12 protein-coding genes and 1 pseudogene are annotated in these 15,691 nt (G+C 65.5%); 9 read left to right on the plus strand and 4 right to left on the minus strand.

Translation table 11 applies throughout. The features are described 5' to 3' along the window. Positions 1-65: 65 nt before the first annotated feature. On the minus strand, positions 66-338 hold the full coding sequence (locus VO99_RS17840; RefSeq protein WP_046114270.1) for a hypothetical protein: 273 nt from the start codon (positions 336-338) through the stop codon (positions 66-68). A 788-nt stretch (positions 339-1,126) separates the two neighbouring features. On the opposite strand from VO99_RS17840, the gene VO99_RS17845 reads away from it, so the two are divergent. The 5 genes and pseudogenes from VO99_RS17845 to VO99_RS17865 all read left to right on the plus strand — a co-directional run bounded on the left by VO99_RS17845 (position 1,127) and on the right by VO99_RS17865 (position 6,920). Beyond that, positions 1,127-1,990 carry an MBL fold metallo-hydrolase gene (locus tag VO99_RS17845; RefSeq protein WP_046114271.1) on the plus strand — a complete coding sequence of 288 codons (864 nt, stop codon included), beginning with the start codon at positions 1,127-1,129 and terminating at the stop codon, positions 1,988-1,990. An 812-nt stretch (positions 1,991-2,802) separates the two neighbouring features. Beyond that, positions 2,803-3,669 carry an exosortase-dependent surface protein XDP2 gene (locus VO99_RS17850; RefSeq protein ID WP_198156978.1) on the plus strand — a complete coding sequence of 289 codons (867 nt, stop codon included), beginning with the start codon at positions 2,803-2,805 and terminating at the stop codon, positions 3,667-3,669. Between the two features lie 46 nt (positions 3,670-3,715). Further along, entirely contained in the window at positions 3,716-4,732 is a 1,017-nt protein-coding gene (locus tag VO99_RS17855; RefSeq protein ID WP_046114272.1) for a ketopantoate reductase family protein, read from the plus strand. A 552-nt stretch (positions 4,733-5,284) separates the two neighbouring features. Then, positions 5,285-6,592 (plus strand): annotated as a pseudogene (locus VO99_RS31990) (DUF1173 family protein). A 79-nt stretch (positions 6,593-6,671) separates the two neighbouring features. Then, a complete protein-coding gene (locus tag VO99_RS17865) occupies positions 6,672-6,920 on the plus strand; it encodes an acylphosphatase (protein WP_259374798.1) in 249 nt (82 codons plus the stop codon). A gap of 769 nt (positions 6,921-7,689) precedes the next feature. On the opposite strand, the gene VO99_RS30335 is transcribed toward VO99_RS17865, so the two are convergent. Beyond that, on the minus strand, positions 7,690-8,058 hold the full coding sequence (locus VO99_RS30335; RefSeq protein WP_157039619.1) for a type II toxin-antitoxin system HicB family antitoxin: 369 nt from the start codon (positions 8,056-8,058) through the stop codon (positions 7,690-7,692). A gap of 82 nt (positions 8,059-8,140) precedes the next feature. On the opposite strand from VO99_RS30335, the gene VO99_RS31995 reads away from it, so the two are divergent. Continuing rightward, entirely contained in the window at positions 8,141-8,572 is a 432-nt protein-coding gene (locus VO99_RS31995; protein ID WP_198156980.1) for an energy transducer TonB, read from the plus strand. Between the two features lie 456 nt (positions 8,573-9,028). Here the strand turns inward: VO99_RS31995 and VO99_RS17870 are convergent, their stop codons facing one another. After that, entirely contained in the window at positions 9,029-11,440 is a 2,412-nt protein-coding gene (locus VO99_RS17870) for a diguanylate cyclase domain-containing protein (protein ID WP_046114274.1), read from the minus strand. A 303-nt stretch (positions 11,441-11,743) separates the two neighbouring features. Here VO99_RS17870 and VO99_RS17875 point away from each other — a divergent pair, with 303 nt between their 5' ends. After that, positions 11,744-12,238, plus strand: a complete 495-nt coding sequence (locus VO99_RS17875; RefSeq protein WP_046114275.1) for a hypothetical protein — start codon at positions 11,744-11,746, stop codon at positions 12,236-12,238. 793 nt (positions 12,239-13,031) lie between these two features. On the opposite strand, the gene VO99_RS28985 is transcribed toward VO99_RS17875, so the two are convergent. Then, the gene (locus VO99_RS28985; protein ID WP_052736430.1) at positions 13,032-13,295 is read right to left on the minus strand and encodes a hypothetical protein; all 264 of its coding nucleotides are present in this window, start codon (positions 13,293-13,295) and stop codon (positions 13,032-13,034) included. 592 nt (positions 13,296-13,887) lie between these two features. On the opposite strand from VO99_RS28985, the gene pyp reads away from it, so the two are divergent. Further along, a complete protein-coding gene (gene pyp / locus VO99_RS17885) occupies positions 13,888-14,295 on the plus strand; it encodes a photoactive yellow protein (RefSeq protein WP_198156981.1) in 408 nt (135 codons plus the stop codon). 54 nt (positions 14,296-14,349) lie between these two features. Continuing rightward, positions 14,350-15,546, plus strand: coding sequence for a 4-coumarate--CoA ligase (pcl, locus tag VO99_RS17890; protein WP_198156982.1), 1,197 nt, complete (start codon positions 14,350-14,352; stop codon positions 15,544-15,546). Positions 15,547-15,691: the final 145 nt, after the last annotated feature.

Below are 15,691 nucleotides of genomic sequence, written 5' to 3' on the forward strand. Positions count from 1 at the left end.
AGGGTCCGAATGCTGCGGAAGGCAAGGCTGAACCGCAGCGCTGAGGGCGGCGGTGTTGCATCTGCTTAGGGGCCGCGCCGGTCTACTGCCTTGAGTGTTCTCCGCAGCGCGCGTTCGTTCACCACCACGGTCACGCCGTGCCGCCGCCTGGCTTCTTGCTGGATCGCCAGCCGGATGGCTTCGCTGTGAGCGCACGCCGCCTGCAGCCAGCCGACTTCCGAAGGCGAAGCACCGAGCACCTCCTCGAGCACGCTGCTTGGGACGAGGCCGCGAAGCGCAGAGCCGTCGGTGGCCTCCGCGTTGCACTCGATCCCCATGAACAGCTTGCTGACCTTCATGCCCGATCGAACTGCAGGCCTACCGCTGACTCAGGCGGCGCGTTTGACGGGCGGCTTCCAGGCGAGCACAGCCGGACCTATCGCGGGCATGTGGAACTGAGCGTCAATAGAGAAGGAAATCATGGTGGTTGTGCTTTGGGAGCAAAGGGTGGATTCTGCCGTCTGCAGGTCCAGCCGCAAAGGTTCTGTCCGGGAGCGGGCCCAGGCCCTCAGCGCAGCCCGCGTTCAGCCGGCGACAGGGCGCAGTCGGCGATGCTTTGCGGATCCAGACCAGGGCAACCCGGCGCTCGCGCTGCCTGCCGTGCGCAAGCTCCGCTTGCAGTGCTCCAGCCGCTTGCGCATCTCGCGCGAGCGGCGCGAAGCATCGCCGCGGTCGGCCGTCTTCCGCACCTGAGGCCATAGTTGCCCCGAGCCCGCCGGCAGCGCGCTCGGCACCGGCCGGGGCAGCGCCTTTAGTCCCTGTGGCGGCCCACTGACATGGCCCTGGGGATGTGGGATGGCGAGCTCACACGTCTTGCGAACCCGCGAGGGCCGCTCCGTGCATCGTCTGCCAGTTCAGCCGTCTGAATGGCAGTGGCTCTGCAACCGCATTTGGACACGTGCGTCAGGCGGTGGCGGGCCAGCGGCTGCAGCGGCTCGCCGCTGCAGCCGCACACCTGGGGCCTGATGTCATGGACCGCACCGCAGCCGACTGCGCTACCGGTTCATCCTAACCGCTGCAGGTTCACACGCATGCCGTGTCCACTCCCTGCCCCTGCAGGTGGAACGCGCATTGCCCTCGAACCTGCATGCGCATCCATCACCTCAACTGCATCTCGTCCTGCCCGCTGGGCGGTTTGCTGATGGACGGGCGCACGCCGTCCATCCTCCGCCGCGGACGCCTGTGTTGCCACTGCTTGTTGCTGGAGACGGCGCAGGGTTTGGTGTTGGTGGACACGGGCTTTGGTCTCGGAGATGTACGCGACCCTGCCGGTCGGTTGAGCCGCTTCTTCCTCACCTTGCTGGCACCTGATTTTCGTGAGGAGCTGACGGCCGTGCGCCAGATTGAGCGGCTCGGCTTTCAGGCCGACGACGTGAGCGACATCGTGTTGACTCACCTCGACTTCGACCATGCTGGCGGCTTGGACGATTTTCCCCGCGCCCGCGTTCACATGCTGCACGAGGAGAAACACCACGCGCTGCTGCAACGCACGTGGCTGGATCGCCAACGCTTTCGGCCGCAGCAGTGGAGCAGCCGCGGGCGTTGGCATACCTACCGCAGCAGCGAAGGTGATCGCTGGTTCGGCTTCGGGTGCGTTCGGCCGCTTGAGGGAATTCGCGCCGACCTCGCCCTGGTGCCGCTGGTCGGGCACACGTGGGGGCACGCGGGGGTGGCCATCTTCACCTCAGGCCGCTGGATCCTGCAGGCCGGCGACGCCTACTTTCATCACCGGGAGATGGACCACGAACAGCCTTGGTGCACGCCCGGCCTGCGAGCCTACCAAACGCTGATGGAGAAAGATCGTCGCCAGCGATTGCACAACCAAGATCGCTTACGCACATTGTGCGCTGCACATGGGCAGGAGGTTGACGTCTGCTGCTCGCACGACCCCGTCGAGTTTGAACGTATCACCGGCCGCAGCGTGTTCGAGCCCGCCATGAGCGTAGCCTGACGCGGCCTGATAGCGCAGCAGTGGCGAAGATGAGCGCCGCACTCCTGCCGCCCAATCGGAATACCACCGACTCACGGCCATGGCCACCGGGCCCGATCGACAGTGCACTGCGGGTCAAGCGCTTCACGCCTTCGGCCGGCGGTCAGCTCAAAAGCGGTTCGCAGTGGACGCACCTAACTCGGAGGTACCTGGCGTTCCAGAGAGAAGATCCGTGGAGCGAGTGCTGGGTGGCGCGGCCGACGACCACCGCGGCTACAAAGTCCTTAGGCGACCCACCGGTCAAACACGGACGGTGAGCACACCGCGGCCATGCACACGTCCTCGGGCCGGACCCGGACGGCCCTGCGAATGGTGTCAGACCGCAAGTCGGCGCCCATGGTCAAACGGCGACATCCCCTCCCGTTCCACCAGGTTCACGGCGGCACTCCGACGTACAAGCGGCTGATCCTGCGCACCCACCCGCCTCTTGACTGGGCGACCGGCGGCCAGCCACAGCAGTCGTGCCGCAGCTTGGCTTCTCCGCACAAGTCACGACACGGATTGCACCGCCAAGTCGTGCACCATCGGCCGCACGGCCAGATCTCTTGCCAGCGTTGCTGGGCCAAGAGATGCGTCGCTCGCGGCAAACTCCCTTCACTGCATCCGTGAACCGGTACAACCTCGAGAGAGACCGCGCCGGCATCCTGTGCAGCGCCTGCAGTCGGTGCCGACGCAGCGCAGATGCATATGCCAACATCGTCGTTCGCGGGCATGACACCGTCATCTAGCCTTGCGTTACCGGAGCATCTTCTCCGGCCCCGAGGAGGATGACGATGCAACTTGCCCCTTATGGCGCCCGAGCGCTGGGCGCCCTGTTGGCCATCACGGCACTCCCAAGCGACGCGGTGACATTTACCGCCTTCAGCTTCGATTCGGAGGTATCGACCAGCGGCGTCTTCAGTGGCGTCAACGGCATCTATGGTAATGGCGACGTACGGCTGGACAGCGTTCGCTTCGGCGGCGTCACCCATGGCCCCGCGACCCTGCAAACGGTGAGCAGCACGTCCATCGTTCTCGACGATGGACTCGACGCCGTGAACGGTGGCGGCAACCTGGCCGCCGGTCACGGCATCCACGCCGCGGCCGACAACTGGGCGGGCCAGGGCCCGTCGACGGTGTTGCCCACCAGCACCGATCTGCAGGCGGCGCTGGCCAACACCAACCTGACGAGCATCGTCGTGACGCGCGAGAACCCGGGCACCGCCATCCTGGACGTGGGCTTCGCGACACCCCAGAGCACATTCCTGTTCTACGAGCGCGGCGGCAACAGCGACCTGCAGGTGCAGGCGCTCAATGCGAGCAACCAGGTGATCGGCTCGTACACCATCCTGCGTTCGAATTACGACGCCACCGGCATCGTCATTTCGACCGACAACGGCGCGTTCCAGCTCGCGGGCCAGACCTTGGGATCGATTGGACTGCGTACCGACGAGGCGGTCAGCCGGCTGCGCCTGTCGAGCTACCGCTCCGACGTGCTCAACTACAACGGCCCGGACTACAAGGTGCTGGCCGTCTCGGCCGTCCCGGAGCCCGGAACGTACGCCTTTTTGCTCGCCGGGCTGGGTGGGGTGGCCCTGGCCGCTCGCCGACGCACGCGGCCCGAGCCCTTTCTGATGAGCACACTCAATACGCGACCATGACGCCACATCCCTTCGCACCCTGCCCTCGCTGCCGGGGCCTGATGCCATGAGAGTCGCCATTTTTGGGGCCGGCGCCGTCGGCGGGCACCTGGCGGCGCGGCTGGCGCATGGCGGGGTGGACGTGTCCATCGTCGCCCGCGGCGCGCACCTGGCGGCCATCCAGGCGCGTGGACTGCGCTTTGTGGGCGCCGACGCCGACTTCACTGTGCGGGTGCGGGCCACCGATTGTGCGGCGGAGCTGGGCCCGCAGGACCTCGTCATCAGCACCGTGAAGGCGCAGGCCCTGCCCGCCTCGGCCGACGCGCTGCAAGCCCTGCTGGGCCCGCAGACCCCGGTGGTCTACGCCATCAACGGGGTGCCGTGGTGGTACTTTCACCAGGCTGCAGGCCCCTTGGCAGGCCAGCCCTTGCCGCGGCTGGACCCACAGGGCCGGCTGTGGAACGGCATCGGGGTGGAGCGCGCCCTGGGCTGCGTGGTGCACTCGGCCAACGAGGTGACCGCACCCGGTGTGGTGCACAACGGCTCGGCCACCAACCGCTTCATCATCGGCGAGCCGGACCAGAGCGATTCGCCGCGGCTGGCACGCATCGTCACCGTGCTGCGCCAGGCCCTGCCGGACATCGGCGGCAGCATCGACATCCGCCGCGACCTCTGGCTGAAGCTGCTGATCAACCTCAGCGCCTCGCCGCTGGCCTGCCTAACGCATGCACGTTCCAGCGACATCGCCGCGGACCCGGCGCTTCGCGACCTGTTTCGCCGCCTGATGGCAGAAGGCGCGCGCGTGGCCGCGGCACTGGGCATCGAGGTGCCGGCCGACGCCGAAACGCCGCTAAGCCGCATGACGACACTGCATCACCGCTCGTCGATGCTGCAGGACCTGCTGGCCGGGCGGCCGATGGAGATCGACGGCCAGCTCGCCGTCGTGCAAGACATCGCCCGCGGCCTGGACGTGCCCACGCCCACCCTGGACACCTTACTGGCGTTGCTCATCCACCGCGCGAGAGAAGCCGGCCTGTACCCCATGCCGCGGGCGGCCGCGCCCGCGGCGATCGGCAATGTTTGATCGCCAGCCTCAGCACAGGCTCGCACAGAATGCTGGTGGTGCCAATCAAGGCGTTCCAGCGCACGCACACTCCCGTGGGGCGCTGCGGCGCGCCGGAGTGCGGCTGAGCTGCTTCACGACGCGGGCTGACTCCTGCGCTACCAGGCTCGACGCACGCAGCGGTGCAACGCGCGCGCGGGTGGAACTCGGACTACGGACTGACCTCCTCCGCTGTCGCCACGCGTGACTGTCACTCGCCATGTTCGCCTGCCGCGGCCTGCGTTTCGCGGGACCAACCGAGAGCACTTCGAGGCCATGCAAGCCTTCCACGCCGGGCGGCGCAAGTCGGGCATCGGCGGGGCGGACGGCAAGCACGGCCTGTACGAATCAATGGAGACACACGCGACCTACCTGCAGAACGATGAGCCACGTCGACGCACAACCCGGCAGGTGAGCCGACATGCCCGAGATCGGACCACCATGTCGTCCTGGAGGCACCGTCTCAGCGGCCGGTGGTGACACCCCCTGAGCGCAGCCGCACGCGCGACCGCACGGAGCCCACCCGGTAAGGCCATGGACACGACCGGCGACATCGATGGCAGCCGGCCGCGCTACGCCTTGGAGGACGAGGTGTTGGACCCCCACGACCCGGGTTTCATGGACGCCGTGGGCCAGGCCTACGCGCGCCAACTTCGCCCGCGCTGCCTGTGCCAGCCCGAGGGTGTGCCAATGTACATCGCGCACTGGCGGCCCGGTTTTCTCGTCAAGCGCATGGCAGGGACCGGGGCGGCGCGCGCACCGGACTGTGGTTCCCATGAACCACCGCTCGAGTGGTCGGGCCGGGGGGGCGGTCGCGCCCGCGATTCGGGAGGATGTCACCACCGGCTGGGTCAGCTTGCGGGCTGACTTCCCGCTCAGTCAGCGGCCCGGACGCCCTGGCGCATCGGCGACCGGCGAGCCACGCGGCAGCGTGCGCAGCCCGGGCAGCCGACTGACGCTGCGCGGGGTCCTGCACTACCTGTGGGAACAGGCGGAGCCCAACCGTTGGCATCCGGGCTTTGCGGGGCGGCGCACTTGGGGCACCGTGCGGCGCCACCTGCTGCGCGCGGCGCAGACGACCACCATCAGCGGGCAGCCGCTGGCGGGTCGTATGTACGTGCCGGACGTCTTCAGCGTGGCACAGCGTGACGTGCTCGCCCAGCGGCGGCGCCAGCAGTGGGCGAGCGCCCTGCCACGGCCACGCCAGCCACAGCCGCTGCTGTTGGTGCTGGCTGAGCTCAAAGAGCTGGTCCCGGCCCGCTACGGCCACCAGGCGGTGCTCAAGCACCTGCCGGATCAAGCTTGCTGGCCGGAGGCGACCTTGATGCGCCGACTGGCGCGGCAGTTGGAGGTGGTATCGGCGACCTGGGCGCCGAGGACGACCTGCACCTGGTGCTGCTGGCCACGGCCGTGTTGTCCGACGCCGGCCGGCCCAGCCTGGTGGAGGTTGGCCTGATGCTGACAACAGCCACCTGGTTGCCGGTGGACGATGGTCTGGAGGCGCAGTTGCTGCAGGCGCTGGTGCAGGCGGCGCGGTGTTTTGTGAAGCCTATGCAGTACCCGCTGAGCGATGCACGGCTGCCGGCGGCGGTGCTCACGGACACGGACGCGCCACCCACGCCGCTGTTCTTGATCCCGGAAGGGCGGGACGAGACGGTGGCTCAGCCTGCCGCCGCTTGGTACTGGTCACCGCGGGACTCGCTGATGCCGGCCTTGCCCGCACGGCGCAGCGTCGCTATCACCACCCGCACTACGCCGTCGCCGCCGCCCCCACCGGATGGGGGGATGCAGCGGCCCGCCGCACGCGCAGACTGTGCCGTGAACCATTTGTCGGCACGATGATGAACCTCGCCGCGCCTTTGCGTCCGATCCCGGTGGCCGACGACCCCACGGAGCACTGGTATGCCCGCGTGCGGGGCAACTGCAAGGCACGGGCTACTGTGACGCCTGTGTGCAGACGGCGCGCCAGATCGGGCTGGCGGGCTGGGTGCGCAACCGCAAGGACGGCTCAGTGGAGGTGGAGCTGCATGGCTCGGTGGAGCAGCTGCTTGCCATGCGCCTCTGGCTGGCCAACGGGCCGGCGCTGGCCGAAGTGCGCAACATCGAATGGCGGCAAGTCAGTCACCCGGGGCCGGTGGACATCGCCTTCCATCGCCGCCTCTCACTGTGAAGACCCCTCGGCTGAGGCGCGGGCCCCGACTTGGGCTGTGGTGACCGCAGCCGGCGTCGCTCATGCTGGAGTCTCCACCACCACCGGCGACCGCCATGGCCCTGATTCGATGCCCCGCCTGCACCGACGTCATCAGTTCGTTGGTGCGGACCTGCCCCAGTTGCCAGGCCACGTTGCCGGCGCAGGCCCATCAACTTACCCGCAAGGATCCAGCACGGCTGACCGCGCCGCGGCGGGTGCTGCCCGTCGTGCGGCGCGTCTCGAACCGCCCGACACGGGCCTGAGCGCTTGTATCAGGCGCCGACGCGGAATGATCCCAGCGCCCTGCCGTTGGCGAAGCTGGTTGAGCCACTTCCGTTGCAGACCGCAACCACTTTTGTGGCTACCTCCGTAGCGGACTTTGCTGACCTGGCGATCGGTGCACGTGAGGTGTTCGAGCGGCTTCCTCTGGCGGCACCCCCACCAGGTCAGGCAGCGAAGGCTGCTCTGCCCTGCCCCTGACGACGTTGACTACTGGTGCGGAGTCGGACTACTCTGCTGGACGTAGCATGATGAACGCTTCGGCTGACCAGATGGGCCGCAGGCGTCACCACGCCACGCGGCCCTTCTGCCCGACGCCCGCACAATCCGCAACGGGGGGACGACCTTCAGGTAGCCCAGGCCGTCGTCCCGTCGGCGGCGCGGGCGCCCAACCCCCTGCGGGTTGGCATCCAGCCGGCTGAGCACCCGCTGCCGGCCCGGGCGCTGGTCGTGCGGCCTGCGTGTGGGGTCACTGCGCGCTTTGCACCCGTATACCGTCATCGCCCTCCACCCCCCGAAGCCGGATTGCAGACGCGATCACTTGAGGGGAAGGTGCCACTACATGCTCGCCCGCTTCCCGCAACGACGGTCGCGGCAACGCTCGGCCAAGCTCGAGGTAGTGCGCAATCACGGCATCAAGGGCATCTTCTACTTCCATCAACGTCCGCAGCAGCCCAGAGCCGCTCGACCTAAGACGCAGCTCAGGGAAGTCGCGGCAGGTGACGTCGAAACGCTGGTCCTGGGTGGGCACGATCGCAACTGGGAATGCAAAACGAAGATGTGGCATCACCCGAGTCTCCCATCCTGCGGACGACGGCAAGCCGTAGAACTGCGGCATACGGCTCACTCCCCTTGTGCTTCGAGCAGTTGCTGTGGCACCGTCGGTCACGTGCACGCAAAAGCGAAGACCGATGAGACACATGAAGTGGCAAACACCCATCGCCTTGGCTCACGGGCGCTCTGTTGGCGCGGTGTTGGCCATCGCGCTGCCGGCGTGCAGCGCACCGCCGAAGCCGCCGGCCGTTTCGGTGGAGTCACGATCACCCTCCGGCGTGCAGCAGAACGCCCGGCTTTGCTCGACACCTCGATACCCGGCCGACGCTCTGCAAGCCGATGCAGAAGGAACGACACGACTGCTGCTCGATGTCTCCCCGGAGGGCCAAGTACTCAACGCAACCGTGATGCGGTCCGCTGGACGCACTAACGCACACAAGAAGCTGGACGAGGCGGCCATCGACTCGTTCACCGAGTGTCCGTTTCGGCCTGCCAGGGATGCTGACGGTCGGCCAGTCCGCGGCAAGGCCATCGTGGAATTTCACTGGAAGCTAGAGGGCCAGAGGCCGCCGCCGTAGTGGCGCTCGGCGTTGCCGACTGACTTGGCTTGGCGCGCCCGTGCGGACCGGCTGAAGCGGTCTCGACGATGTCGATGATCGGGTCCATCGGGACTGGCTTTGAGAACGTATGGTCAACGTCGCCGCCGCTGCGTGCCGCAAGTACGTGCTCGGACTGGCCAGACAGCACGACCAGAACGACCCGGTGTGCATGCGATGAGCTGCCATGTACCCATCTATGTCAGGCATGGTGATGTCGAGCACCACGACGTCGGGCGGAGCCGCCTGAGCAGGTTCAACAGCGCGCGCGCCATCGAGGGCTACCAACGTCGCAGCCGGTTCTTCTGCAACAGCCTCCAACCGCTGGGCTAAGGATGCGCGGTGTCACGGCAGTCGTCAGCGATGAAGATGCGCATGGCTAAATCGTTTTACCCGCCTCGGCAGCTCGGCCGACCCGGCGTTGAGAAGTCCGCGGACCTACGTGTGCAGCAGTGAGAACGTGTTGCGGCCTGCCCGCTTGGCTTCGTAGAGCGCCTGGTCCGCCTGAGCGATCAGCGCCTCTGCGGTAAGCTGGTTCAAACGTGCGAAGGCGCTCTCGTGATCCGAGGCTACAGCGTCTACGGCAGCGACGCCGACGCTGGATGTGACGACGAGCCGGTGGGATTTCAGCCGCATGGGTTCCTGCATCGACGCGATGATCTTCCGGGCGACCAAGCGGCTCTCCTCCGCCTGATGGAGGCCCTCAAGAATGATGACGAACTCGTCGCCGGCCAGCCGTGCGACCGTATCCGTGATCCGCACGACGCTCTTCAGACGCGCCGCGAACACGACCAGCACCTCGTCCCCGACCCCGTGGCCATGGGCATCGTTGATCTGCTTGAAACCGTCGATGTCCAGGTACATCAGTGCCAAGGCCCGCCCGCTGCGTTGGCTTCTGGCCAGCGCATCATCCAGCCTCTCCTGAAACCAACGCCGGTTCGGCAGTTGGGTCAGCGCATCAACGCGAGACAGTTCCAGCAACTTCTGCTCGGCTCGTTTGAGCTTCGTGACATCGAAGGTCATGACGTAGAAGCCCTTCACCTCTCCGGTCGTCTCCCGGTCAGGCACAAGGTGCGCCTGGTAATGCCCACCATCGCCCAGGGCGGACGCGGCTTCAAAACTGACCTCTTGTCCACCGAGCACCTCATCCAGATACGGGGCATGCTCAAGGAAGGTGGGCTCCCCGAGAGCCGTGCGCATGTCGTACTCTCGATCAGCCCGCAGGTTGAACAACCGCGTTGCCGGCTCATTTGCGAAGTGCATGCGCAGGTCGGCGTCGAAATAGCCGATCAGCGCGGGGACATGGTTCGTGATGTCCCGCACCCGCTTCTCGCTGGCGGCCAAGTCCGCCTGCGCCTGACGCCGCTCAGTGATGTCGCGCAAGAACGCGTTCGCGACGTAGACGTTCCCTTGGCGAACTGCCGCCACGGACAATTCGACCGGAATCGAGTGCCCGTCTTTGTGCAGAGCCATCACCTCGATCCGGTGATCGACGATGGGTCCGGTACCGGTGTGCAAGAACCGGTCGAAGCCTGCTTTGTGGGCTGGCCGCACGGCTTCAGGAATCAAAAGGTCCCGCATTGTCTTGCCAAGCACTTCGTCCCTGAGCCAGCCGAACGTCCGTTCCGCCTGCCGGTTCCACTCGGTGATGGCACCAGCCTCGTCAATGCTGACGAAGGCGTCCGCCGCGTGGGTGAGGATTGACCGCACGCGGTCTTTGCGGGCCTTAAGTTCCGCTTGTGCCTTCTCTCTCTGCAACATCAAGGCGTCGAACGTTCGCACCATGTCACGGATCTCTGGCTGCGACGGATCGCCCGGGTAAGGCACATACGAGGCCAACAAATGAGACCGCTTCATGTGCTCGTGAAGGCGCGTCAGCGGCGACAACTGCCAGTTCAACACGGCCAGCGTCAGCAGCCCGGCCAGAAGCGTAAGAACCACGGCGCCCGCCCAGGCCAGGCGTTCGATGCGGTCGATACTCTCGAAGGCTTCCGCACGGGGATAGATCCCGCCGAGAATCCAATCGGTCTGGGCTGTGCGCTTGAAGGCGTACAGGCCGTAGACGCCCACCCGGTTCATTCCCTCAGTCGTGCCTTCAAGGCCAGCCACCGCGCGCGCGGTCGCCGGGTTGCGCCCTCCAAGCGCGTCGATGTGCTTGAGGATGCGGTCCTTCTGCGGGTGATCGATGACGATCCCCTTCGTGTTGAGGATGAACATGTAGCCGGTCCGGCCAAACTTCACCCGCGCCAGCTCACCGAGGAAGTTCTCCTCTGCCAGGTTGATCGACCCGCTGACGATCCACCGCACAGCACCCTGTTCATCCAACACGGGTTGCGTGACCGCCACCTGTGCCAGGCCGCTGAATCGGTTGCGATAAGGAGCGGAGATCACACCGGCGCGCCGGGCGAAGGTGTCGATGAAGTACTCGCGGTCCGCGATGTTCAGCTTGCCGATTGGGGCTGAGCCGTTCAGGTTGGCCACCAACTCGCCGTGGAGATCGAGGAAGCTGACGTTGTCGAAGCTTTCCCTCAGCGCGTTCTCATGCGCGACCAGGAAGGCCTGCAACTTCGATGCGTCCGAGAACCGGTGTGTTTGGGCACTGAGCGCGAAGTTGCGCAGCAGGACACGTCGGCTGATGAACTTCTGGTCGACCGCGTCGGCGAGCCCGGACATCCGCTCGAACTGCTCCTGCGCTATAGACGCCTGCATGTGGCGCTTGACGAAGTACAACGCCGAAGTAGCCAGCCCGATCGAGATAGCGAGCACAACGCCAACGACGCCGATGCTCAGCCGAAGTCGAAGACTGAGGGGACCAAAGGTCCGAAAGAGAAAAACGCTGCGCCATGTCATCGTTGGGTTCAACGCTCGCCACGGGGGGTTGAGGGATGTCCTGATGACTCGGGCACATGCTAGCCGGCGGGCGGCCGACCTCCCGCGTTCATCTGTAAAAGTTCGCAGTGCCCGCCAGGCGGTCCAGCGTGCACGACCTCACCGCCAGTTCGATCTCCCAATGGCTTGTATAGGACAAACTCACAGCGTCAGAGCGATCCCACCTCTGCAGCAGCGAATGCCCTACGCGGCAGCGCGACTGCGTGAGAGGTCACGCACGGCCACCTGGATCTACGCTGCAGTCCCCAACAACAAGGAGTGCACATGTCAGCAGACAGCAAGGAAAGCAAGGCGACCGGCACCGGTGCAGTGCTCGGTGGAGTCGCAGGCGGCGTCACTGGCGGCATGGCTGCGGGTGCTGCGATCGGCGGCATGACCGGACCTGTGGGTGCAGCGGTCGGGGCTGCCGTTGGCGCTGTTGCAGGTGCCTTGGCCGGGAAGGGTGTTGCAAAGGCGGATCCCGTTGTCGAAAATCAGTACTGGCGCGACAACTACTCATCCAGGCCGTATGTGCAACCCGGCTCGAGCTATGACGACTACGGCCCGGCCTACACCCATGGCGTCAGCGCATACGAGCGGTACCCCAATCGGAGTTTCGATGAGGTCGAGCCGGAACTGAGCAAGGACTGGGGGACGACGCGCGGGAGCTCCAAGCTTGAGTGGGACCATGCGAAGCACGCCTCCCGGGACGCCTGGCAGCGCCTGAGCGACCGTGTTGAGCGGGCGGTGCCGGGTGACTCCGACCGCGACGGCCGATAACACCTCACCACTGCCACAACGCCACGCCTCGGCGTGGCTTTTCTTCTCTCCTCTTGCGTTGCCGTGCCTGCTCAAGGTGACGGCCGTCGCCGTGCCTGCCAAAAGAAACGCGTGGGCATCAACCCGTTCATCAAAGACGAGCAGGAGTTGGTCGCAAACCGGGCGACGACAACGCTACCCTGTGCGCACTCAAGAAGGTGAAAGACGCGGCGCTGTAAGCCGTGACGTCGCTGATCGCCCCCAGCCTGCAATTGAAACTGGGCCCTGGACGAAAAGCGCACGGCCTGCAATCTATGGGCAGCCGTTAACCATTTGCTGTTTCACGTCACATCCGTCGTCAGTGCGCGCACCTTCGCGGCGGCCCCCGAAACCTCTTCTCTGCCGCCTGTGATGCCAGTCAGCGCATTGGTCGGCAAAACCGATTGGCCTCGTGCCGATGTGAGGCACGGCCGGTCCTATCGCTCAGGACGCCTCGACAACGTGAAGCCATTCGCTGGACTTTTTTGTCAACGCCGGCGGCCGGCGACGCGGGCTGCCAGTGCCCGATGACACTCCCCTTCCTGACGTGTTAAAGCGCACAGCGGCACTGGGCCGCAGGCGACGATCGAGGACAAGATCCATTCGAGTGGTCATGCAGCAAATCAGCGCTCCAATCGCGCGCACGGAGGCCGAGACAAGCACACCGGGCCGCTAACGATCTGATGTTCACCCAGCCACTGGGAGATCGCTCATTGAAGGCGAAGTGTTGCGACTGGCCGTCAGTTCCGAAGGCGTTCCAGCGCCCGCAAGGGCGCTATAGCAAGGCCAGATCGTCGGGGCGTTGCTTCTCAGAGCCCCCGACGAGCAGCGAAGTCTGATCCGGTCCGGCGTCATAGTCATCGATGTGGGGCAACGCCAGTGCGGCGGTGGCCTCGTCGAGGCTGCCGCACAGCCACGCTGTAAACGCAGACGGGTACAAGGGCACCGCCCGCTTGTCCTGCACAGTCGTCGGCCTAGCGGGGTCAGGCCGGTGCATTCGGTTGAGCAGTGGATGGTGGTCCGCGTTGAGCGTCACCATGGTGAAGCTCCGACCACCTCGCCGGTTTCCTTATCCGTCCAGGTGTTCCATAGCCCCGCCATGCCCCACGGCTGCCCACCGGCACGACGATAGCGCCACCACTGGTTGTTGCCGGTCTCCCAGTTCGGCTCGACATACACAAGCCAGAACCCGCCGCGGCCGGCACGTCGCTTTCGGGTTGCCAGCAGGCGTCGCTGTGCAAAAGGAACCGTCCTCCTCGGATCCGGCTCAACATGCCTGAAACGTGCTCCTACACACCCTTAGGCACGTTGACGTGGCTGCCAAACCAGCGCGCTGTCTTCCGTGGCTCCGCCAAGGGCGCAGATTTGCAGAGCCGGCGGCGGATAGATGCTGGCCTGCCATCGGTTGATGGCGAGCAGCTTGCCGGGAATGTGGGACGGATGCCATCGTACGAGCGACGTTCAAGCACATCTTTGACCTAACAGATGGCAGATCGAATGTTTTCTCGGCGACACCCGCCCTTACAGCGTAAACACTCGAGTGCTCAAGGACTGGCGCGATGTACCGATATGCAGCTGCGGTGACGCCTCTGTCGCCGTTGTCGTTGAACCCCCTTCACCCGGAAGACGAGATGACCAGCCTTGCACCTAGCGCCGTTTCGATGAAGACGGTCGCGTTCGGAAAGTCCGACGTTGCCAACGTGTTGTCCAAGATGGATGACGCTCAACTCAACAAGCTCGCCTTTGGTGCCATCGAACTCGACGGCAGCGGTCGCATCATCAAGTACAACGCGGTTGAAGGTGCCATCACCGGCCGTGATCCCAAGACGGTGATCGGCAAGAGCTTTTTCACGGAGGTGGCACCATGCACAAACCGGCCTGAGTTCAAGGGCGTGTTCGATGCAGGCGTTCGCAACAAGGACCTGAACACCTTGTTTGAATACACCTTCGACCACCAAATGAAGCCCACGCGTGTGAAGATTCACATGAAACGCGCGATTTCCGGCGATACCTACTGGATCTTTGTGAAGCGCGTCTGAATGATGGCGCCGCCGTCTGTTCACGTGGAACCCGCTTGGCATGCCGACCGAGGCATGCTGGAACGGTTCGTCGCCGACCTGATCTGTGATGAACTCAAGCAGCTGCGTCCGGGCGGCGCTGCGCTGCCTGAGCGGCCGTGGTCAGCCGACATGGCTCTGGATGAAGCCGGGCTGGGTATGGACTCGCTCGAGTTCCTGGCCGTAGCGTCCGCACTCAGCGAATGCCTTCATTTGCATGAGAGCGGCTTAGAAGACCTCTTGTTGGCTCGCCGACGTTTCGGTGAATGGCTGGACCTCGTGTCGGACAGCCTGCTGGCCTTCGACGCCGGCCTGACCTTCCGGACGTCGGGCAGCACTGGCGCGGCCAAGCCCTGCTGCCATTCACTTGCGTCCCTGCATCAAGAGGTTGAGTACTTGGCCACGTTGACGCCGGGGGTGCGGCGTGTGCTCACAGCCGTGCCGGCGCACCACATCTACGGCTTCCTGTTCACCGTCCTGCTGCCGGCGCAGTTGGACTGCGATGAAGTGATTGACATTCGGCGCCAGACCCCACAGTCGCTGGCATCCCTGCTAAAGCCCGGTGACTTGGTCGTCAGTCACCCGGCGCATTGGGCGCTGGTGGAGCGGCACGCCGGTCGCCTCCCGGCGGGGGTTCTGGGGGCGAGCTCCACCGCACCCTGCCCGGATGAGCTTGCGCTGAGCCTGAAGGCGCAGGGGCTTGAGCGCCTCATCCAGATCTACGGCAGTTCGGAGACGGCCGGCATTGCAACCCGCGACTGCGCAGGCGCACCGTATCGGTTGATGCCGTTCTGGGCCACTCACCCGCACGAGTCCAACAAGCTCCTGCGCACAACGACCAGCGGGCAGGAAGACGCCCATGATGTCCGTGACCTCCTTGAATGGCTCGGCAGAGATCTATTCCGTGTCATGGGCCGGTTGGACGAAGCCGTTCAAGTGGCGGGCACAAACGTGTTCCCAGCGCAGGTGCGCACCGTTTTGTGCAGCCATCCCCGCGTCGCCGACGCGGCTGTGCGGCTGATGACGCCAGCTGAAGGGAATCGCCTGAAGGCTTTTGTCTTGCCGGTGCCTGGCGCTGACCTGGAAACGCTGAGGGACGAACTGTGGTCTTGGACACAAAAGCGCTTGCCTGTTCCTGCGCGTCCTAAGGCGTTCAGCTTTGGAAGTTCGATTCCGCGCACCGCTCTCGGTAAACTGGCCGACTGGCCGGCAACCGTTGGCGCGCCGGCCTGACCAGAGACGCCGGCCACTGCAAGAGCAGTTGGCACGGGCTGAGCTGCGCTATCAAGCTCTTCGCACGAGAGTTGGATGCTTGTCCGATGCGATCGGCCCGGCCCAGCCCGGCACGGTCGCCCCTGTCGTGTCAGTTACCGGGTGT

The sequence above is a fragment of the Aquincola tertiaricarbonis genome (assembly GCF_000969605.1).
Taxonomy (GTDB): Bacteria; Pseudomonadota; Gammaproteobacteria; order Burkholderiales; family Burkholderiaceae_C; genus Aquincola; species Aquincola tertiaricarbonis.